General features: G+C 73.9%; 15 protein-coding genes. 6 read left to right on the plus strand and 9 right to left on the minus strand.

Annotated features, from left to right (window positions below; translation table 11 throughout):
- Window positions 1-40 precede the first annotated feature (40 nt).
- From ACWFQ8_RS04355 to ACWFQ8_RS04370, 4 genes are all read left to right on the plus strand, one after another.
- Window positions 41-772, plus strand: coding sequence for a chain length determinant protein (locus ACWFQ8_RS04355; RefSeq protein ID WP_453784662.1), 732 nt, complete (start codon window positions 41-43; stop codon window positions 770-772).
- Complete coding sequence (locus ACWFQ8_RS04360) at window positions 769-2,322, plus strand: oligosaccharide flippase family protein (RefSeq protein ID WP_453784663.1); 1,554 nt, start codon at window positions 769-771, stop codon at window positions 2,320-2,322. Before ACWFQ8_RS04355 ends, ACWFQ8_RS04360 begins: the two co-directional genes overlap by 4 nt.
- 377 nt (window positions 2,323-2,699) lie before the next feature.
- Window positions 2,700-3,440 (plus strand): hypothetical protein, encoded by a 741-nt coding sequence (locus ACWFQ8_RS04365; protein ID WP_453784664.1) that lies wholly within the window; start codon window positions 2,700-2,702, stop codon window positions 3,438-3,440.
- A 2-nt stretch (window positions 3,441-3,442) separates the two neighbouring features.
- Entirely contained in the window at window positions 3,443-4,249 is an 807-nt protein-coding gene (locus ACWFQ8_RS04370; RefSeq protein ID WP_453784665.1) for a glycosyltransferase, read from the plus strand.
- A 25-nt stretch (window positions 4,250-4,274) separates the two neighbouring features.
- Here the strand turns inward: ACWFQ8_RS04370 and ACWFQ8_RS04375 are convergent, their stop codons facing one another.
- Both ACWFQ8_RS04375 and ACWFQ8_RS04380 read right to left on the minus strand, forming a co-directional pair.
- On the minus strand, window positions 4,275-5,246 hold the full coding sequence (locus ACWFQ8_RS04375) for a glycosyltransferase (protein ID WP_453784666.1): 972 nt from the start codon (window positions 5,244-5,246) through the stop codon (window positions 4,275-4,277).
- Window positions 5,192-7,225 carry an O-antigen ligase family protein gene (locus ACWFQ8_RS04380; protein WP_453784667.1) on the minus strand — a complete coding sequence of 678 codons (2,034 nt, stop codon included), beginning with the start codon at window positions 7,223-7,225 and terminating at the stop codon, window positions 5,192-5,194. The genes ACWFQ8_RS04375 and ACWFQ8_RS04380 overlap by 55 nt, the downstream gene beginning before the upstream one ends.
- Before the next feature lie 74 nt (window positions 7,226-7,299).
- Here ACWFQ8_RS04380 and ACWFQ8_RS04385 point away from each other — a divergent pair, with 74 nt between their 5' ends.
- Complete coding sequence (locus ACWFQ8_RS04385; RefSeq protein ID WP_453784668.1) at window positions 7,300-8,004, plus strand: hypothetical protein; 705 nt, start codon at window positions 7,300-7,302, stop codon at window positions 8,002-8,004.
- A gap of 89 nt (window positions 8,005-8,093) precedes the next feature.
- On the opposite strand, the gene ACWFQ8_RS04390 is transcribed toward ACWFQ8_RS04385, so the two are convergent.
- The 7 genes from ACWFQ8_RS04390 to ACWFQ8_RS04420 are packed head-to-tail and all read right to left on the minus strand — an operon-like array spanning window position 8,094 to window position 17,746.
- The gene (locus ACWFQ8_RS04390; protein ID WP_453784669.1) at window positions 8,094-9,140 is read right to left on the minus strand and encodes a glycosyltransferase family 2 protein; all 1,047 of its coding nucleotides are present in this window, start codon (window positions 9,138-9,140) and stop codon (window positions 8,094-8,096) included.
- On the minus strand, window positions 9,137-12,436 hold the full coding sequence (locus ACWFQ8_RS04395) for a DUF4082 domain-containing protein (protein WP_453784670.1): 3,300 nt from the start codon (window positions 12,434-12,436) through the stop codon (window positions 9,137-9,139). Before ACWFQ8_RS04395 ends, ACWFQ8_RS04390 begins: the two co-directional genes overlap by 4 nt.
- 17 nt (window positions 12,437-12,453) lie before the next feature.
- Window positions 12,454-13,569, minus strand: a complete 1,116-nt coding sequence (locus tag ACWFQ8_RS04400; protein ID WP_453784671.1) for a DegT/DnrJ/EryC1/StrS family aminotransferase — start codon at window positions 13,567-13,569, stop codon at window positions 12,454-12,456.
- Entirely contained in the window at window positions 13,566-14,396 is an 831-nt protein-coding gene (locus ACWFQ8_RS04405) for a NeuD/PglB/VioB family sugar acetyltransferase (RefSeq protein WP_453784672.1), read from the minus strand. Before ACWFQ8_RS04405 ends, ACWFQ8_RS04400 begins: the two co-directional genes overlap by 4 nt.
- Entirely contained in the window at window positions 14,393-15,586 is a 1,194-nt protein-coding gene (locus tag ACWFQ8_RS04410) for a DegT/DnrJ/EryC1/StrS family aminotransferase (protein ID WP_453784673.1), read from the minus strand. The genes ACWFQ8_RS04405 and ACWFQ8_RS04410 overlap by 4 nt, the downstream gene beginning before the upstream one ends.
- On the minus strand, window positions 15,583-16,608 hold the full coding sequence (locus tag ACWFQ8_RS04415) for an NAD-dependent epimerase/dehydratase family protein (protein WP_453784674.1): 1,026 nt from the start codon (window positions 16,606-16,608) through the stop codon (window positions 15,583-15,585). The genes ACWFQ8_RS04410 and ACWFQ8_RS04415 overlap by 4 nt, the downstream gene beginning before the upstream one ends.
- 49 nt (window positions 16,609-16,657) lie before the next feature.
- Complete coding sequence (locus ACWFQ8_RS04420; RefSeq protein WP_453784675.1) at window positions 16,658-17,746, minus strand: Gfo/Idh/MocA family protein; 1,089 nt, start codon at window positions 17,744-17,746, stop codon at window positions 16,658-16,660.
- Between the two features lie 403 nt (window positions 17,747-18,149).
- Between ACWFQ8_RS04420 and ACWFQ8_RS04425 the strand changes: the two genes are divergently transcribed.
- Window positions 18,150-19,079 carry a glycosyltransferase gene (locus tag ACWFQ8_RS04425; RefSeq protein ID WP_453784676.1) on the plus strand — a complete coding sequence of 310 codons (930 nt, stop codon included), beginning with the start codon at window positions 18,150-18,152 and terminating at the stop codon, window positions 19,077-19,079.
- The last annotated feature ends 6 nt before the right edge of the window (window positions 19,080-19,085 follow it).

The raw sequence follows: 19,085 nt of genomic DNA on the forward strand, positions 1-19,085 counted from the left end.
CACGCAGGGCGACGCGGCCGCGAGGGGGAAGAGGAAGACCATGGACCTCGCGGAGATCTGGCGGGTCATGCGCAGGCGCTGGTACGTCCTGCTGCCCGGACTGCTGCTCACGGCGGCGCTGACCGCCGGCGTGTACCTGTTGGTCCCGGTGGAGTACCGGTCGCAGGCCACCGTGACCCTGCTGAATTCGAAGAAGGCCACGGTCGCGTTCGACGGCAACCCCTTCCTCAGCACCCAGGCCTCGCTCACCGGCATGGCCGACGGCCTGGCCCGCAACCTCAACTCCGACGACTCCGTCGCCGACCTCAAGTCCCTGGGCCTCACCGGGAAGCACGAGGCGAAGATCGCGGACAACGCCCAGGGACCCTTCATGTGGCTCAGCGTCACCGGGACCGACCCGGATGCCGTGCTCAGGTCGGACGAGATCTTCACCGGGTACGCCGAGAAACGGTTGCAGGAGTTCCAGACCCAGCAGTCGGTGGCCCCGGAGGCCATGATCCGCATGGCGACGATCGTGCCGCCCCAGAAGGCGGAGGCGGACACCAAGACCAGGCTCCAGTACCTGATCATGGCGGGCGCCCTGGGCTTCGTCCTCAGCCTGGTGGCGACCTTCTTCGTGGAGGCCCGACGGCGCGTTCCGCCCGCGAGCGACGTTCCGGCCGGGAGCGGCGTCCCCGCCGGGGACAGCGCGCCCGCCGGCCCCGGCCCGCACCGCCCCGCCCGCGGCGCGGCGGCCGAACCGGTGGCGGCTGACGCCGCCGGACCGTCGTGACCGGCACCGCGAGCGGCGCGGAGGCCACCGCGGCGCCGCCGTCGCTGGGCCGCAAGGTCGGCTCCGCGGCGAAGTGGAGCCTGATCAACACCGTAGTGATGCGGCTCGGCAACTTCGCCACCGGCATCGTCCTGGCCCGCTTCTTCCTCGGGCCCGAGGCCTGGGGCGTGTACGGGATCGCCCAGACGGTCCTGCTGGTGCTGCTCTCCGCGAACGAACTCGGGGTCTCGCTGGCGATCGTTCGCTGGGAGGGCGACCCGCGCCGCTTCGCCCCGACCGTCCTCACCCTCAGCGCCGTCTCCAGCTGCCTGCTGTACGCCGTGTTGTTCGCGGTGGCCCCGGCGGTGGCCGCGGTGCTCGGCGCGCCCGAGGCCTCCGGCGTCCTGCGCGTCATGTGCGTGTGCGTGGTCCTCGACGGCCTGTCCCAGGTGCCCGCGGGGTTCCTCACCCGGGAGTTCGCCCAGGGTCGGCGGATGGCCGTCGACGGGCTCAACTTCGTCCTCAGCACCGCCGTGACCCTGCTGCTGGCGGTCCAGGGCTGGGGCGCGATGAGCTTCGCCTGGGGTTCGGTGGCGGGCAACGCGGCCGCACTCGTCGGCTGCTGCCTCGCCGCCCCCGGAACCCTGCGGTTCGGTTGGGACCGGGAGCAGGCCGGGGCCCTGCTGCGGTTCGGGCTCCCTCTCGCCGGCGCCAGCATGCTCGCCCTCGGCGTGGTGAACGTGGACACCATGGTCGTGGGCGCGTCCCTCGACCAACTGGCCCTGGGTTTCTACGTGCTGGCCTTCAACATCTCCGGCTGGCCCGTACGGATCGTCTCCGAGGCGGCCCGCCGCGTCTCCTTCGCGGGATTCTCCAGGCTCGCGGACTCGCCCGGTGCGCTGGCGGACGGATTCGGACGCGCCCTCGGCGTGGTCATCACGGCCACCGTCCCGCTGTGCGTCCTGCTCGCCGCTCTCGCCGGACCGGTCGTGCAGCTCGTCTACGGCGCCCGCTGGCTCCCGGCGGCCCCGGCACTGCCCTGGCTGATGGCGCTCGGGCTGGTCCGGATCGCCTGCGAACTCGCCTACGACTGCCTGGTGGCCATCGGCCGGCGCCGCTCCCTCATCGCCGTCCAGGGGCTGTGGCTGCTCCTGCTGATCCCGGCCCTCGTGATCGGCGCCCGCCTCGACGGCATCGTGGGCGTGGCGCAGGGGCACGTCCTGGTCGCCGGCGTCGTCGTGGTGCCGGTTTTCCTCCTCGCGCTGCACCGGGGCGGCATCGGCCCGGGCACCGTGGCCCGGGCCTGCGCCTGGCCCTTCCTCGGCGGCGCGGTGATGACCGCGGTGGTCCTCGGACTGGAGCGGCTGCTCGGCGACGGCGTACTCGCGCTGCTCGCGACGGGAGCCGGCGGCACCCTGTGCTACGTCCTGTGCGTCCTGCCGGGCCGCGCCCGGCTCGGCGGCGGGCCCGGCTCACCGGCCGGGGGACCCGGGACGGCGGCGCAGGACGCCGACGCCGGTCCGGCCGGGGCCGCCGCGACCGGCGGCCCCGCCGGAACGGTCAAGGGGTAGGCGCGGTGGCCCGGCGCAGGCGCCTCGCGATGTGGTTGCTCGTCCCGGTCCTGATGGCGTTCGCCCTGGCCCTGTGCCAGGCCGGCCGTACCGGGGTGAGGGAGGCCCCGACCGGTCCCTGTCCGGCCGGGGAACTCGTCTGCCCCGGCGCCCCGGGCACGACCCCGCACGAGTCCCCGCCACCCTCCGCAACTCCGACCGCCACCCCCTCCGGGAGCCCCCCGTCCGGTGCGGCCACGCCTTCGCCGACCGTTCCACCGGGGTCGAGCGGCCCGCCGTCCGCCGCCGGAGCCTGCGCATCGCCCGGCGCCTGCGGATTCCCGGACGCGCGGACCACCGGCCCTCGGATCGCACTCGAACGGCACGACACGGGGAACATGTCGATCAGGACCGACGGCACGGTCATCAAGGGCTGGGACATCCGCGGCTCGCTCGACGTCTACGCCGACGACGTCACCGTCATCGACAGCAGGATCACCTCCACCAACTGGTGGGGGATCAACCTGCGTCCGGGATTCAGCGGGCTGAGGGTGCTGCACACCACCATCACCGCCGTACCGGGCGAGGGCCCCGACAACGGAGGGGTGAACTACGCGGTGTCGAACATGGGCGGCAGCTCCGTCGAGGTCGGCTGGTGCGACGTCTCCGTGTTCGGCAACGCCCTGTCCATGGGACAGGGCGACCTGCACGACAACTACGTGCACGACATCGTCCCCTTCGTGAACAAGGGCGGCGAGTGGCAGCACACCGACGCCGTGATCAGCGGCGGCGGAAACAAGGGACGCCTCACCATCCGGCACAACACCCTGCTCAACCCCGTCCCGGTGGACCGGGGTGCCACCGCGAGCGTCGGCCTGTTCGCCGACACCGGGGTCGTCTCCTCCGTCGTCGTCGACCGCAACTGGCTGGCCGGCGGGGCGTACACGCTGTACGGGGGCGGCCCGGGCGCCACCGGCATCCAGGTCACGGACAACGTCTTCTCCACCCAGTACCACCCGGCCGCCGGGGCCTACGGCCCGGTCACCGCGTGGAACGCGGGCGGCGCCGGGAACCTGTGGCGCGGCAACCGCATGTCCGACGGGCGGCCCGTCGTCCCCGAACCCACCACGGAGCGTTGACCATGCGCCGCATCGCGCGAGCCCCCTGGGAGCTGCTCAAGCGGGCCTTCGGCTGGCTGGTGCTCTTCGAAGCCCGGAACAAGGTCCTGCTGGCCCCCTCCGCCGTGCGGCTGCGCCGCTTCGAGGACCGTGAGACCACCCGGCTCGCGGACCTGCTGGGGACGCCCCCGGCCGCGCTGGTCGCCACCGTGATCGCCACCCACCGGCGCCCCGAGGCGCTGCGCGCCGCCGTCCGCTCGGCACTGGAGCAGACGGTGACCGACCAGGTGGTCGTCGTCGTCGACGACGGCGCCGGACTGCCCGAACTCCCACCCCATCCACGGTTGTTCGCCGTCTCCCTGGCCCGCAACACGGCCACCGCGGGCGTCGTGCGCAATGTGGGGATCCGGCTGACCGCCTCCCGCTACGTGGCCTTCCTGGACGACGACAACCTGTGGGAGCCCGACCACCTGGAGCAGGCCCTGGCGGTCCTGGAGCCGCCCGGCGGACCGGACGCCGTCTACACCGCGCTGCGCAGGGTGCTGCCCGACGGCGTCGAGCGCGACGTCCTGTCGGTGCCCTTCGACCGCCGCCGCGCCGCGCACGAGGCCTTCCTGGACACCAACGCCTTCGTCGCACGGCGCACCCCCGCCCTGTACTTCAGCCGGCTCCGCCGCACCCCCGAGGTGCTGCCCCGCGAGGACTGGGAGCTGGTGCGCCGCTACAGCCGCCGCCACGAGGTGCGCCACCTGCCCCGTCCCACCGTGCGGTACCTGGTCAACCCGGAGAGCTTCTACACCGCCTGGGACGGCGACAGGCCCTCCGGGTGACCGGCTCGGCGCCCGTACCGCCCGGTCAGGGCCCCGGGGTGGCCCGCAGCGCTGCCGGGCTGGCCAGAGCCCGCGCGGCGGCCCGGCTCGCCGGCCGGCCCAGCGCCGCGCGCGAGACCTCGCGCAGCAGGACGGCCGCACGGAAGGCGGCGGTCGCCACGGCGCCGTGCCGGCGGCCGTAGAGCCGGACGCGGTTGAGCGTCAGCAGTGTCCACAACCGCGGTGACACCTGCGAGTCACCTCCGAGGTGGGTGGCCGAGGCCGCCGGCTCCAGCCGGGTGGCGAAGCCCCGGTCCCGGGCCCGCAGGCAGTACTCGGTCTCCTCCGAGTACAGGAAGAACGACTCGTCCCACGGGCCGCACGCCTCCAGGCACTCCCGGGACAGGGCCATCAGCGCGCCGGTCGCCCAGTCCGCGACGGTCCTGCGCCCGTACGCGGCGGGGTCGGTGACCAGCTCGCTCCAGCGCGGGAAGCGCCCGGCCCGGCGGTTGCCCAGCACGGCCTCGCCCAGCGCCCGGGTCACGCGCGATTCGCGGCGCAGCGAGAACAGCGGCGTCTCGCCGTCCTCCTCGTACAGCAGCGGTACGCCGATGCCGACCCGGCCGCCGCCGGGGGTCGGGTCGCCGAGCCCGGCCACCAGCCGCGCGGCGCAGCCCCGCCGCATCCGGACGTCCGGATTGCAGACCAGGACCGCACGGTAGCCGCCCTCCCCGCCGGCCGCGGCCCGCAGGGCGGCGTTCACCCCGGCCGCGTACCCGGCGTTGCGGCCCGTGCGGACGACCGTCGCGTCCGGGGCCAGGGAGCGGAGCAGTTCCACGGTGCCGTCGCGGGAGTCGTTGTCGGCGACGACCAGGCGCCAGTCGAGCCCGGCCATGCTCTCGGGCAGGGAGGCGAGGAAGGCGGGGAGCACTCCGGCACTGTTCCAGGTGACGACGAGGACGGCTACGGGACCGGCTGCACCCGGCCGGGCGGGCGGGGCGGGGCGAGGGGAAGGCATGGGGACTCCACGATGAGGGGCTTCGGCGCCGCGCGCCGGATGAAGCCGAGGTAGCTGCCTCCGGCGGCGATCGTCAGGAAGAACATCCCGGCGAACATCGGGAAGCTGAGGGCGTCGAAGGTGGCGCTGCTGACCAGGGCGACCAGGGCCGAGGCGAAGAAGGCCTGCCCGAGCTCCCGGTCGGATTCGGTGCGGGCGAGCCGCCGGACGGCGCCGCCCTGATGGATACCGGTGAGGAAGAGGAGCAGGAGCACGGCCAGGCCGAGGAGGCCCGTCTCCGCCAGCGTCAGCATGTACTGGTTGTCGGTGAAGAAGTAGAGGTCGGGTGTGAAGGTGCCGAAGCCCCGCCCGAACAGCGGGCGTTCGTCGAGGTAGGGGAGGATCGCGCTGTACTTGACGGTACGGGCCTGGGTACTGCTGTCGGAATTCGACAGGAACGACCCGAACAGGGTGGTGATGGTGCCGATCAGGCCGGGGACGATCACCTTGAAGCAGGCCACCGCACCCACCAGCAGGCCGATCGCGGTCCACCGCCGCTGCGGCTTCCAGCGCGGCAGCAACACCAGGACCACGATCAGCGCCCCGATGATCGAGGTCCGCGACACCGTCAGCGGCAGGGCGCCGCCCATCAGCACCACCGGCCCCCAGCGGCGCCAGCGGCTCAGGTGCCCCCGTACGGGGTCGAAGGCCTGCTGCACGGCGAAGGGCAGCAGCAGGGCGAGCATGCCGCCGAACTCCAGCGGCTGCGCCGTGGTGGAGCGCGGCCGGGTGAAGGAGCCCCGGTCCAGGGTGGTGATCTGGGCGACGGCGGACCGGAGCCCCGGGATGCTGATCCGGTCGGCGATGTTGGTCGCGGTGAAGAAGTCGTAATAGCCGATGGCGGCCACCACCGCCCCCATCACGACGGCCCGGCGCAGCAGTACGTCCAGTCGGGCCCGGTCCTGGATGCCGGCCGAGACCAGCACCACCAGGGAGACCCAGACGAGCAGCCCGATCAGGCCCCGGTCCGCTCCCAGGACCTCCTTGTGCGAGGCGGCGCGGGTCGCGTTCGCCAGGTACGAGGCCAGCACCGCGAGGGCCAGCAGGCACATGACCACCCGGGGCAGCCGGGTGCCCGGAGCCGGCCGGATGCCGCCGGTCAGCCAGGTCGCCAGGTACCAGAACAGGCCGAGGAGCGCGAACACGTTGGCGGGGGTGCCCACCCCGCCGAGCCCGGGCAGCGTCAGGTTCGAGGGGATGAAGAAGGCCAGGGCCAGGTAGCCGCTGAGCAGCGCGGTGGCGTCCGGCGTGCGGCCGCGCGGCCGCCGGCGGGCGCGCGTAAGGCGGGGGAGGCCGTCGCGCGCGGCGGTCGCCTCCCGCCCGCGGCGCCGGGCCACCACCAGGCTCTCCGTCACGAAGGAGAGGAGGAACCCGGCGGCGGTGCCGAGGATGACGACGGCCAGCACCTGCTGGTACCGGCTCTTGAGCTGGGGAACCGGGGTCTGCGGCAGCACGACGGGGGCGGTCTGCACCATGTAGGCGGGCTGGACCTTCGCCGCCGCCTGGAGCGCGTCGAGCTGCTCCCCGGCGAAGTCGGTGAGCGTGGTCGTCTCGCGGAGCACCTTCGCCCGGTCGGTGCCCGTGACGGTGAGGGTGAGCATGGGGCCGGAGGTGTTCGCGGCGAACCCGACCGTGTAGGGGTCGCTCACCCCGAGGCCGTGCAGGTCACGCGCGGCGTCCGTCCCCGACAGCGTCCTGATCAGCACGTCCGCGGTGACGACCAGCGAACCGCCGGCGTTGGAGATCGGATTGCCGAAGGCGGGGGCCAGCTCGGCCACCGCCGTGGAGTCGAGCAGCGCCACCGAGCTCTGCGACTGGTAGGCCACCGGTACCGACCGGTACAGGTGCAGGCCCACGAGCAGCCCGATCAGGGTCAGCGGCGCCATCACGTACCAGCGGCGGCGCAGCACCGCGATGATCTCCGCGAGGGTCACGAACACCCCCGCGAGGTACCGGAGTTGATGGCGATCCGACCCGCGAACCGGGAGAATCGGCGACAACGGAAGGAAGTCCCTTGTCGCCTGGTGAGTTGGTCCGCGCGCTGCGTAGGCGCTGGTACGTCCTGGTGGTGGCCGCGGTGCTCGCGGCCGCGGGGGCGCAGCAGGTGCTGCGTCCCTCGCAGACGTACCTGAGTTCCGCGATCGTGGTGCTCAAGCCACCGGTGACCGGCAGCCAGCCGAACCAGCTGGCCAATCTGCAGCCGCCGCTCGCCGCCGTCTCCTACGCCGCGGTGCAGCAGCTGGACTCGCCCGCCGGAGCGGCCGAGCTCAGGGCCGCCGGAGTGGGTGGCACCTACCGGCTCATCCCGCGCAACAGCGGTACCAGCGTCACCCCCCGCTATCTGATCCCCTCCTTGCAGGTCCAGGCGGAGCAGGCCGATCCGCAGGCGGCCGACGCCGCCGTGCGCAAGGTCATCGAGGTCTACGGCGAGCACGTGACGGACATGCAGACGCAGCAGGGGATCCCGGAGGCGGCGCGGATGAGCGTGACCCTCCTCGTCCCGCCGACCGCCGTCGCGCAGAGCGGCACGAAGAGCCGGGGACTGGCCGGGGTGGCCCTGCTGGCCGCCGTCACCGGGGTGAGCGCGGCGCTGTGGACCGACCGGGCGTCGGCCCGCCGGGCCCTGCGCCGGCGCCGTGACGCCGACCCCGCCGACGAGGGCGCCGGCGCGGACCGACCCGCCGAGGACCGGGTCCCGATGGCCGCGGCGGCCCGCTGAGGAAGCGGGCCGCCGGGCCGGCGCCGGATCGTGCGGCCGGCGCGGGGGGCACCCCCGCGCCGGGACCGCCGGCGCCGATACGTCCTCCATCAGATCCCTCGGCGCTTCCAGGACCGCCACCAGAGCCACTCGCGGCCCCGGTCGGCGACGGCCGAGAGCACCAGCGGTTGGAGGTACGGCATCACGCGCGCGCCCACCCGCCGGCGCCGGCGCAGCGCCCGGTACTCGGCGAGGCCGGTGTAGCCGGGCAGGCACTCCGCGGCGAACGCCTCCAACTCCTCGACCGGCACCGCCTCGGTGCGCCCCCGGTCGTAGGCCCGGTAGGCACGCCGCAGCGCGTACCGGGCCAGCCGGGTGCGGGCCGCGAGCGACAGCCCGGCGGCCCCGGGCAGCAGGTCGGCGCACTTGTCGAGCACCGAATCGAAGGCGGCGAGGCGCTGGCGCAGGTCGTCGAGCTGCCCGCCGAAGTCCGTGGTCGACATGTTGTCGCCGTGGACCCGGTAGAAGGCCTGGTCGGCGCCCCGTACGTAGCCCACGTCGGCGTGGGCCGCGAGCCGCATCCACATCTCGATGTCGCCCGCGTGCGGGAGGAGCGGATCGTAGCCGCCGACCTTGCGCTGGAGACTGGTGCGGACGACCACCTCCGGCGAGGTGATGCAGCCCGTACCCTCCCGGAAGCGGCGCTCCAGCCACCACCGCCCGGGGTAGACCACCGATCCCGTGGACCGGGTACGGGCCGCCGGCAGCGGTCCGCCGTGCCGGAACCGCAGCGGCCGGCCGTAGGCGAAGCCGGCCTCGGGATGCGCGTCGAGCAGCGCGGCGGCGCGCACCAGCGCCCCGGGGACCAGCCGGTCGTCCGCCGAGAGCAGGGCGACGTAGTCCCCGTCCGCCCACTCCAGCAGTCCCTCGTTGTAGGTGGCGATGTGGCCCTGGTTCCGCTCGTGGACCCGCACCTCGATCCGCGGGTCGGCGGCCGCGAGGGCGCGCGCGACCGTCGCGGAGTCGTCCGGCGAGGCGTCGTCGATGACAAGGACCCGGACGTCGACACCCTCCTGTTCGTCCAGCACGCTCTTGACGCAATCGGCCAGGAAATGGCCGTACTTGTAGCAGGGGATCACCACGCTGACGGTGCTCACGGGCCGGACACCTCCGTGGAACCGTCCGTCTGCACGGCGGCCGGCGGGTTGGTGGTGAAGATCGGCCCGACCCAGTAGTTCACCGAGCCGAAGGTGCGCGACGGGAAGGCCGTGGCCGGTCCGTACGTGTAGAGGCCGTTGGCCCCGCCGCTGCCGTCGGCCGGGGCGACCAGCGGATAGGAGCGGTGCGCGGCGGTGAAGTACCCGCCGTCCACGGAGTAGTTGCCGTTCGGCGCGTGGTAGGAGGCCACGTAGGAGGTCCCCGCGGTGACGGGCACCGGGGTCGCGAAGGTCAGCTGCTGCCAACCGGACAGGGTTTCGCTGCCGAAGGTCCCGGTGGCCAGCAGGGTGCCGCTCGCGGTCCACAGGCTGCCGGTGTGGGTGCCGGTGTTGTGCGGACCCTTGTAGAAGGCGACCCCGGTGACATAGCCGTTGACCGCGGACTGGAACCGGGTGCCCAGCTCCACCGAGTTGGTGTCCCCGGCCACGGTGGCGGTAGCCGGTACGGCGCTGCCGTTCCACAACGTGCAGGGGCAGTGGACCGCGGGCGGCGCCGCACTGGTGGTGAAGTTCCAGGTGACGGGTGCGGCCATGGCGTTGCCCCACAGGTCGGCGGCCTGGACGGACGCCGTGTAGGTGGCGTTCAGCGCCAACTCGCCGGCCGGGGTGAAGGTGGCGCTGTTCGCGGCGCTCAGCACCTTGGTGCCCGGGACGGTCGCGCCCCCGGCGTCCTTCACCGTGAACACCAGCGTGTCCACGTCGATGCTGCCGTCGAAGGTGGCGTTGACCGCCGCGGTGATCGGCGTGCCCGTCGCCGAGGACTGCGGCGACGTCGAGGTGACGGCGGGCGGCGTCGTGCTCGCCGCGGCGGTGTCCAGGACCGCGTCGACCCAGTAGTTGCTGCCCGAGGAGGCCGTGGCCGGGAACCCTCCCGTACCGCTGTAGCGGTAGACGCCGTTGCCGCCGTCGGTGCCGGTGCGCAGCGCGGTGAGCGGCGCCAGACCGGCGGCGGAGCCGGCGAAGGTGGTGTCGAAGGAGTAGCCGCCGTTCGGGGCGAAGTAGGAGGCGATGTAGGTGGTGTTCGCCTTGACCGGGACCGGGGAGGGGAAGTTCAGCTGCTGCCAGCCGGACGCCGTTTCGTTGGCGAAGGTGCCGGTGGCCAGGCGCTGGCCGGTGCTGCTCCACAGGCTGCCGGTGTGGGTGCCGGTGTTGGCGGGGGACTTGTAGAACCGGACGCCCGTGATGGAGCCGGGCACCGAGGAGCGGATCTTCACCCCGAGCTCGACGGCGCTGCCGTCACCGGCGTTGACCGTGCCCGGCACGGTCGCGGCGGGCCACACGGTGCAGGGGCACTGCTGGGGCCCCACCGTGAGCGGCACCGCGGTGGTGGCGCCGATGTTGACGCTGTCGTCCACCGCGCGCACCTTGATCTGCGCGGCGCCGGGGACGGTCGGGGTCCACTGGAAGCTCCAGGAGTTCAGTCCGGTGGTGGCCTTCCAGGTGGTCCCGCCGTCGGTGGAGACCTCCACCCGGGCCACCACGCCCCCGCCGGTGTCGCTCGCCGTACCCGTGAGGGTCACGGGCCGCAGCGCCGGCACGGTCGCGCCGGCCGCCGGGCTGGTCACGGTGACGCCGGGCCCCACGGCGTCCGTGGAGGCGCTCGCCCGCACCAGGTCGCCCTGGAGGGACCCCGGCTGGACGCCCATGTCGGCGAAGACGTTCACCGTGGCCTGCTGCATGCGCCGGTCGGCGGTGACCACCGCGTCGTCCGGGTCGTGCACGGGCATGTCGGTCAGACCCCAGGACCACTGCACCGTGCCCGCGCCGAAGACCAGGGCGCCCGAGGTCTGGTCCCGGAAGGCGACCAGGCTGTGGGTCGCGGTCCCGTTGCCGTAGGTGTTGCCGTAGTCCTTCAGGAGCTTGCCGTCCTCGATGTCCACCGTCGTCGACGACATCCGGATCTGGCCGGCCGGACGGCTGCCGTTCTCCACGTCGCTGTCCCACTCGTAGCCGAGCGTGCCGGTGGGGAAGGTGGCGGTCTGGGACGGGGTGAGGTCCGCGACCGATGTGTGGCGCCACAGCCGCTGCTTGGCGAAGGAGCCCGGCACGGTGATCGCGTCGGCGCGGTAGCCGTTCACGCTGAACATCGAGCCGGTCAACTGGTTCTGAGGCTGGAAGGGCCGCCCGTTGGTGCCGCCGGCCGGGTCCATGAAGGTGCCCGTCCAGATCCCGCTCGGGTCCGGGACGCCGTTGGGCTGCGGGAAGGCGAGCTTGGTCTCCTTGTAGCAGACCAGCGTCCGGTCGGCGGTGTTCGTGCCGTCGATGCTCGGGGCCAGGCGGGTCTTCCAGAAGATCTCGTTGCCGGCGAAGTAGGTCTGGTTCACCCCGGCCCGGCGCGCGTTCAGGGCGTTCGTGAACTGCTCCTGGGTCCAGTACTCGTCGTGCCCGGACGACAGGAAGACCTTGTGGTTCAGCAGTTGCGCGCCGCGCCGGGTCGTGTCGAGGCCGGACATGTAGCTCACGTCGTAGCCGTTGCGCTCCAGCCACGCGATCATCTGGAACTCGGAGCCGTAGATCCCGTTCTCCCCGCCGATGTCCATCGGCCGGTTGTAGCTGACCTCGTACGCCCGCCCGTCCGGGGCGGGACCGGCGCCGTCGTACATGTCCTGGCCGCCGTAGTTGTTGTACGCCTGCCAGGTCTGATCACTGGTCTGCACGAGGATGTCGGAGTGGCTGGAGTCGTCGCGGACCACGAACGGGTAGGGCATCACGCCGTTGCCGTCCGCCTGGTCGAAGTTGACGATGTACAGACCAGAGACGGCCCCCGCCGGCACGGTCCACGTCGCGGTGACGGGCCAGTTGCCGCAGTCGACCAACCCCGTGGAGGGTTTCGTGACGCAGGCGGCCGGGCTCCCACCCGCAGCCGTGTTCGCCGGGTACGTCTGGGCCGCCTGCGCCGCCGTCGACAGCAGCCGGGCGCCGTCGCCGTCGTAGTGGCCCAACCGGTACACCGAGACGCGGTACGGCGTCGGTGACTGGATCTTGAACTGCACCGTGTCGCCGGCGCGCACGCTCGTCTGGGCGGGGAACCCCTTGATGTCGCCGTACGCGCTCGGCGCGAACCACTCGGGCATCGGGGTGCCCGGCTTGGAGTTCTCGCACACGATCGCGTTGCCGCCGGGACCGCAGGGGTCCGCGACCGCCCCGGCCACCGCCGCCGGCGGCAGGACCATCGCCAGGAGGGTCGCCACCAGCGTGAAGAGCCCGTACCGCGGGGACCTTCTCCGTCTGTTCATCTGTACCTCTTTCCGCGTCAGCGCAGGGCGTCGCTGAGCGTGTCCACGACCCGCTGCTGTTGGGCGGCGGTGATCTGGGGGAAGAGCGGAAGGGACAGCATCCGGTCCGCGGCCCGCTCGGCGTGCGGGAAGGAGCCCCGGCCGTGGCCGAGGTGGGCGAAGGCACGGGTGAGGTGCACCGGGGACGGATAGTGGACGCCCGCGCCCACCCCCTCCGCGTTGAGCTTGCCGACGACGGCGTCGCGGTCGGCCCCGGCGACCCGTACGACGTACAGGTGCCACACGTGGACGTTGCCCGGAGCCGTGACGGGCAGGGTCACGCGCCCGGCGGCCACCAGGTCGGCCAGCAGCGCGTCGTACCGGGCGGCGGCGGCCCGCCGGGCCGCGTTCCCCTCGGCCAGCCGGGCCAGCTTCGCGCGCAGGACCACGGCCTGCAAGCCGTCGAGCCGGCTGTTGAACCCGGCCACGTCGTGGCGGTACTTGGCGACGCCGCCGTGGTTGGCCAGCGCGCGCACCAGGGCCGCCGTCTCACCGTCGTCAGTCACCACGGCGCCCGCGTCGCCGTACGCCCCGAGGTTCTTGCCGGGGTAGAAGCTGGTCGCGGCGATCCCGCCGCTGCCGGGGGAGCGGCCGTCGCGGGTCGCGCCCTGGCTCTGCGCGGCGTCCTCGACGACCGCCACGTGCTCCGGCAGGTGCGCCGCCAGCTCCGCGGTGTCGGCGCACTGCCCGTACAGATGGACCGGGACCACCGCGCGGGTGGCCTTGCCGACCGCCTCCAGCGCGGCCCGCGGGTCCATCAGGAGCGTGTCGGGCAGGCAGTCGACCAGGACCGGCCGGGCGCCGATCCGGGCGATGGCGCCCGCGGTGGCGATGAAGGTGCCGGCGGGCAGCACCACCTCGTCGCCGACGCCGACCCCGCGCGCCCGCAGGGCCAGTTCGAGGGCGTCGGTGCCGTTGGCGACGCCCACGCAGTGCGCGACCCCGGCGAAGTCGGCGTACTCGCGCTCGAACGCCCGCACCTCCTCACCGCCGATGAAGGCGGTGTCGGCCAGCACCCGGTCGAAGCCGTCCCGTAACTCCTGCGCGACCTCGGCGTGCGCCGCCTTCAGGTCGACGAGCGGTATCCGGTTCATGTGACTGGGCTCTCCCTCCGTGTCTGCGGCCGCCGGCCGGTGCGGCCGGTTCCGGTCCCCTCGCTGCCGTCGCGCCCGCACGGCTCGGCCGCCGGGCCGTGAAGTTCGCCCAGCGCGGGTTCCCCCGCCGCGCGCAGGCGTCGGGCGGGGCTCCCCGCCCACACCTCGCCGTCCGGGACGTCGGCGAGGACCGTGCTCCCCATGCCGGTCAGCGACCAGGCGCCGAGCCGGACGTACTCGCGGACCAGCGCGCCCGCGCCCACGTACGCGCCGCGCCCCACCCGCACCCCGCCGCCGAGGCGCACCCCGGAGGCGAGCGTCGCGAAGTCGCCGACCTCGTCGTCGTGGGTGAGGACGGTGTGCGGCATCACCGCCACGTGCGCGCCGACCCGCACGGCGGCGGTCAGCGCGCAGTGCGCGAGGACCACCGTGCCCGGCCCGAGCACCGAGGACGCCGACACCGCCGCCGTGGGATGGACCACCGTCGCGTACCGGTCCGGGGGCAGCCCCAGACGGCGTACCAGACGGGCCCGGACCGCGTAGTCGCGCGGGCTGCCGACGCAGACCACCACCACCGCGCCCGTGAGTTCGCGCGCCCGCGCCGCGGCGCCCAGCACCGGCACCCCGTCGACCTCCCGGCCGTGCAGGGCCGGGTCGTCGTCGAGGTGCCCGGCCAGCCGCCATCGGGGCGCGCGCCCCGCGGCCGCGTCGGCGGCCACCGCGTCGCGTACCGCCTGGGCCGTCTCGCGGGCGAACCCGCCCGCGCCGACGATCACCAGGTCCCGGCCGCCCGGCAGTGGCTCCCCGCCCCCGCCGGTCCCGCTCATCCGCCGGCCCGGGAGCGGAGCACCGCCACCACCCGGTCCTGCTGGTCCTGCGTCATGGTGTGGAACAGCGGCAGGATCAGCGAGTCGCGGCTGATCCGCTCGGTCACCGGCAGCGGGGCCGCGCCGTGCCCCGCGTAGGCGGGCTCCAGGTGCGAGGCCATGATGCCGCGCCGGGCCGAGATCCCGGCCTCGGACAGCGCGGCCAGCAGCTCGTCGCGGCCGATCGGGAAGTCCTCGGCCAGCAGCACCCAGTACGACTGGAAGTTGCCCCGGCCGTAGTCGGGGTCCCGGACCGGGCGCAGGCCCGGCACCGTGCCCAGCAGCCGCGCGTACCGGGCCGCGAGCTCCCGCCGGCGGGCCACGATCGCGTCCAGCCGGCCCAGCTGCACCAGGCCGACCGCCGCCTGGATGTCGGTCATCCGGTAGTTGAAGCCCACCTCCAGGTAGCTCTCGACGATGGGCACGGCGCTCGCGTGCCGCTGCGCGGCGGACACGTTCATCCCGTGCTCGCGCAGCCGGCGCAGCCGCTCCGCCCACCGGGCGTCGTCCGTGGTCAGCATGCCCCCCTCGCCGGTGGTGATCACCTTGCGCGGGTGGAAGGACCAGGCGGCCAGCAGCGCCCCGCGGCCGACGGACTCGCCGCCCACGGTCGCGCCGATCCCGCAGGCGGCGTCCTCCACGAGGGGCAGGTCCCAGTCGGCGCACGCCGCGCGCAGCGCGTGCACGTCGGCGGGCACGCCGCCCTGGTGGACGGCGAGCACCGCCTTCGTACGGGGCGTGCGCACCGCGTCCACGGTGGCCGGGGTCAGATTGCCGGTCGCCTCCTCGACATCCGCGAACACCGGCTCGGCGCCGACGTAGCGCACCGCGTTGGCCGTGGCGATGAAGGACAGGGAGGGGACGACCACCTCGTCGCCCGGGCCGAGGCCGAGGGCGATCAGCGCCAGGTGCAGCGCGGTGGTGCAGGAGCTGACCGCGATGCCGTGCGCGGCGCCGACCCGTTCCGCGAAGGCCCGCTCGAACTCGGCGACCCGGGGCCCCTGGGCCACCCAGCCGGAGAGCACCGCCTCGGCGGCCGCCCGCGCCTCCTCCTCCCCCAGCCACGGCACCATGACGGGGACGCGCTCGGGCGCGGGCGCCACCGGGGCGCTCCGTGCCCGGGACGCGGCCCCCGTCGCGGGTGCGCTCATCGCCGCGCCCCCTTGTTTCCGACGGCGGCGGCGGCGGCTGCCGCCGTTGCGGCGGCGTCGGCGGCACGCTCGGCCCGCCACCAGTCCACCAGGTCCCGCAGGCCGTCGCGCAGGCCGATCTCCGCGGTGAAGCCGAGGCGGGCCGCGGCCGCGGAGGTGTCCGCGAGGCGCCGGGTCACCCCGTTCACGGCGCGGGCCGGCCCGTGCTCCGGCGCGAGGTCCGCGTCCATCGCCTCCAGCAGGCCGAGCGCCAGGTCCAGCAGGCTCGTCTCGGTCCCGCTCGCGACGTTGAACACCTCGTCGGTCAGGTCCGATTCGGCGGCCAGCACATTGGCCCGCGCGATGTCCCGGACGTGGACGAAGTCCATGGTCTGGGTGCCGTCGCCGAGGATCAGCGGCGGCTCGCCCGCGGCGATCCGCTCCATCCAGCGGATCAGCACCTCGGTGTACAGCCCGTGGATGTCCATCCGGGGCCCGTACACGTTGAAGTAGCGCAGGGCGACGTAGTCCAGCCCGTACATGGCGTGGAAGCTGCGCAGCATCCCCTCGTTGAAGGCCTTCGCCGCGCCGTAGAAGGTGTCGTTGCCGTACGGGTGGTGGCGCTCGGTGGTCGGGAAGGACTCGGCCAGCCCGTAGACCGACGCCGAGGACGAGGCGATCACCTTGCCCACACCCGCGGCGGCCGCCGCCTCCAGCACGTTGAACGTGCCGTCCACCATCACCTCGTTCGCCAGCCGCGGCTCCTCCGCGCACTGGGTGATCCGGATGGCGGCGAGGTGGAACACGAGGTCGGAGCCCTCCGTCGCCTTGCGGACCGCGGCGGCGTCGCGGATGTCGCCCTCGACGACCTCCACCACCCCGCTCGCCAGGGCGCGGGCCAGGTTGGCGGTCCGTCCCCGTACGAAGTTGTCGAGCACCACGATCTCGCGTGCCCCGTTGTCCACCAGCTGGTCCACCAGGTGCGAGCCGATGGTGCCCGCTCCGCCGGTGACCAGAATCCTCTTGCCTCGTACGCTGCTCAACGCCCTGCCCCCACTGGATCGGTCATGGTGTGCGGTGTCGTGCGGCCGGTCAACGGCCGGTGCGCAGTCCGACGACCGCGCCGCGGAACTCCAGGCTTCGGGAGGCCGCTTCGAGGATGTCCAGGACCTTCAGACCGGCCCGGCCGTCGGTCAGCGCGGGCCGTCCCGTCGTGATCGCGGCGGCGAACTCCTCGACCATGCCGCGCAGTGCCTCCTTCTCGCCGAGCGCGGGAGCCACCATGTCGCCGGTCCGGTAGGAGACGAGCATGTCGCGGCGCTCGTCGGCGCCTATCTCCTGCGGGGCGGTCAGGTCCACGCCCCGGTCGAACACCGCCACGCGCTGGGTGGGATTGAGGTCGTCCCAGACGAGGGTGCGCTTGGAGCCGCCGACCATGGTGGTGCGCACCTTCGTCGGAGAGAGCCAGTTGACGTGGACGTGTGCGATGGCGCCGGTGTTGAGCTGGAGCGTCAGATAGGCCACGCAGGACTGCCCGGTCCCGATCGGGTCGGCTCCGTGCGCGGCGACGGCGACCGGGTGGACGTGGTCCGGGAGGATGAAGTCGAGGACGGACAGGTCGTGGGGGGCCAGGTCCCACAGGACGTCCACGTCCTTCTGGACCAGCCCCAGATTGATCCGTACCGAGTCGACGAACTGGATGTCGCCGAGTTCACCGTCGCGCACCAGCTCCCGGATGCGGCCCACGGCCGGGGTGTAGCAGTACGTGTGGTCGCACATCAGCGTGAGTCCGCGCTGCTCGGCCTCGGTCACGAGCCGCAGCCCGTCCTCGTACGTGGCGGCGAGGGGCTTCTCCACCAGGACGTGCTTCCCGGCGCGCAGGGCGGCCAGCGCGACGTCCAGGTGCGTACCGGCCGGGGTGGCCACGGCGACGGCGTCGACGGCCGGGTCGGCGAGGACCGCCGCGTAGTCCGAGGTCGCCTGGACCGTGGAGTACCCGCCCAGCACCTGCCGGGCCCGGTCCACGTCCAGGTCGCAGAGCCAGCGCAGCCGGAAGCTGGGGCTGGACTGGAAGTTGCGGACGAGATTGGGGCCCCAGTAGCCCGCGCCGACGACGGCGATGCCTAAGGGTTCCCCGGACCCGCGGCCAGCGGCGCCGGCGTCCTGCGCAGTGTGCTTCACAGCGTTCCCCTTCTTCCGCGCACGCCGGCCGGCGTGTCGACAACTGAGGGCCGGAACGCGTGCCGGGAAGGGAAACGCCGTCGACGGACACGCCGGACGCCCGCGCGCCCACACGTGTCCCGCTCAACGGCGATGGCCCCCCACGACCGATGTGCTGCGTACTCCGCGTACTTCCGCCCCCCGGCCGCACCGCACGCCCCTCGCGCGGTCCGGCCACGGCCAGGCCGCGTGTTTCCCCCAAGCGGCCGGGCCCATGACGCCCTACCGGTTCCGGTTCGTTCCCGGCATCGCCGAAAGCACGCCGAATCCGGTCGGCGACGCTCAATCTAGACCACCGAGCCTGCGCCGGGGGAGAGTTGGGGGAATCGCCCGGGCCCGGTGTCCGACCCCGCATACTGCCCGGGTGACCAGCATCGTGATACCGGCCCACAACGAGGGCCGGGTCATCGGCCGACTGCTCGACGCGCTCCTGGCCGACGTCCCGCACGCGCCCGACGGGACCGGCACCGAGATCGTCGTCGTGTGCAACGGCTGTACGGACGACACGGCCCGGGTGGCCGCCGACCGGGGGGCCCGTGTCCGGGTGGTCGAGATCCCGACCCCCTCCAAGCACACGGCACTTCGGGTCGGCGACGAGCACGCGCGCGGCTTCCCCCGCCTCTACGTGGACGCCGACGTCGTCCTCGGGGCGGCCGACGTGCGCGCCCTGGCCGGCGCGCTCACCGCCGCCCCGGAGCTGCTCGCCGCCGCCCCGGGCCGCGACATCCCGCTGGCCGGCTCCGCGTGGCCGGTGCGGGCGTACTACGGGGTGTGGCAGCGGCTGCCCGCCGTGCGCGAGGGGTTGTTCGGCCGGGGGGTCATCGCGGTCTCCGAGGCCGGGCACGCGCGGATCGCCGCGCTGCCCCCGCTGATGGCCGACGACCTCGTGGCCTCGCTGGCCTTCGCGCCGGGAGAACGGCGCGTGGTCGAGGAGGCCCGCGTCGTCGTCCGGCCGCCGCGCACCTGGTCCGACCTCGTCCGGCGGCGGATCCGCGCGGCGACCTCCTCCGCCGAGGTCGAGCGCTTCCAGGAGCGGCGGGAGCAGGAACGCCGGGGGTCGGAGCAGGAGCGGCGAGGGCGGCAGCCGCGGGAAGGCGTACCGGAACCGGCCGCGCCCTCCGCCCGCACCAGCACCGCGGACCTGCGCGCCGTGCTGCGAACCCGGCCCGGCCTGCTCCCCGGCGTCGTGGTGTTCGTCGTGACGGCCCTCGCCGCCCGCCGGGGGGCGCGCAAGGCCGTCCGGGCCGGGGACTTCTCCACCTGGCTGCGGGACGAGAGCAGCCGGCGGGACTGAGCGCCG

Source organism: Streptomyces sp. NPDC055254, from assembly GCF_053606025.1.

What these genes read in the sequence shown, in the direction of transcription:
- ACWFQ8_RS04355 (WP_453784662.1), top strand. Translation starts at nt 41, where the DNA reads ATGGACCTCGCGGAGATCTGGCGGGTCATGCGCAGGCGCTGGTACGTC.
- ACWFQ8_RS04395 (WP_453784670.1), bottom strand. Translation starts at nt 12,436, where the DNA reads ATGAACAGACGGAGAAGGTCCCCGCGGTACGGGCTCTTCACGCTGGTG.
- ACWFQ8_RS04365 (WP_453784664.1), top strand. Translation starts at nt 2,700, where the DNA reads ATGTCGATCAGGACCGACGGCACGGTCATCAAGGGCTGGGACATCCGC.
- ACWFQ8_RS04375 (WP_453784666.1), bottom strand. Translation starts at nt 5,246, where the DNA reads ATGCCTTCCCCTCGCCCCGCCCCGCCCGCCCGGCCGGGTGCAGCCGGT.
- ACWFQ8_RS04400 (WP_453784671.1), bottom strand. Translation starts at nt 13,569, where the DNA reads ATGAACCGGATACCGCTCGTCGACCTGAAGGCGGCGCACGCCGAGGTC.
- ACWFQ8_RS04405 (WP_453784672.1), bottom strand. Translation starts at nt 14,396, where the DNA reads ATGAGCGGGACCGGCGGGGGCGGGGAGCCACTGCCGGGCGGCCGGGAC.
- ACWFQ8_RS04370 (WP_453784665.1), top strand. Translation starts at nt 3,443, where the DNA reads ATGCGCCGCATCGCGCGAGCCCCCTGGGAGCTGCTCAAGCGGGCCTTC.
- ACWFQ8_RS04410 (WP_453784673.1), bottom strand. Translation starts at nt 15,586, where the DNA reads ATGAGCGCACCCGCGACGGGGGCCGCGTCCCGGGCACGGAGCGCCCCG.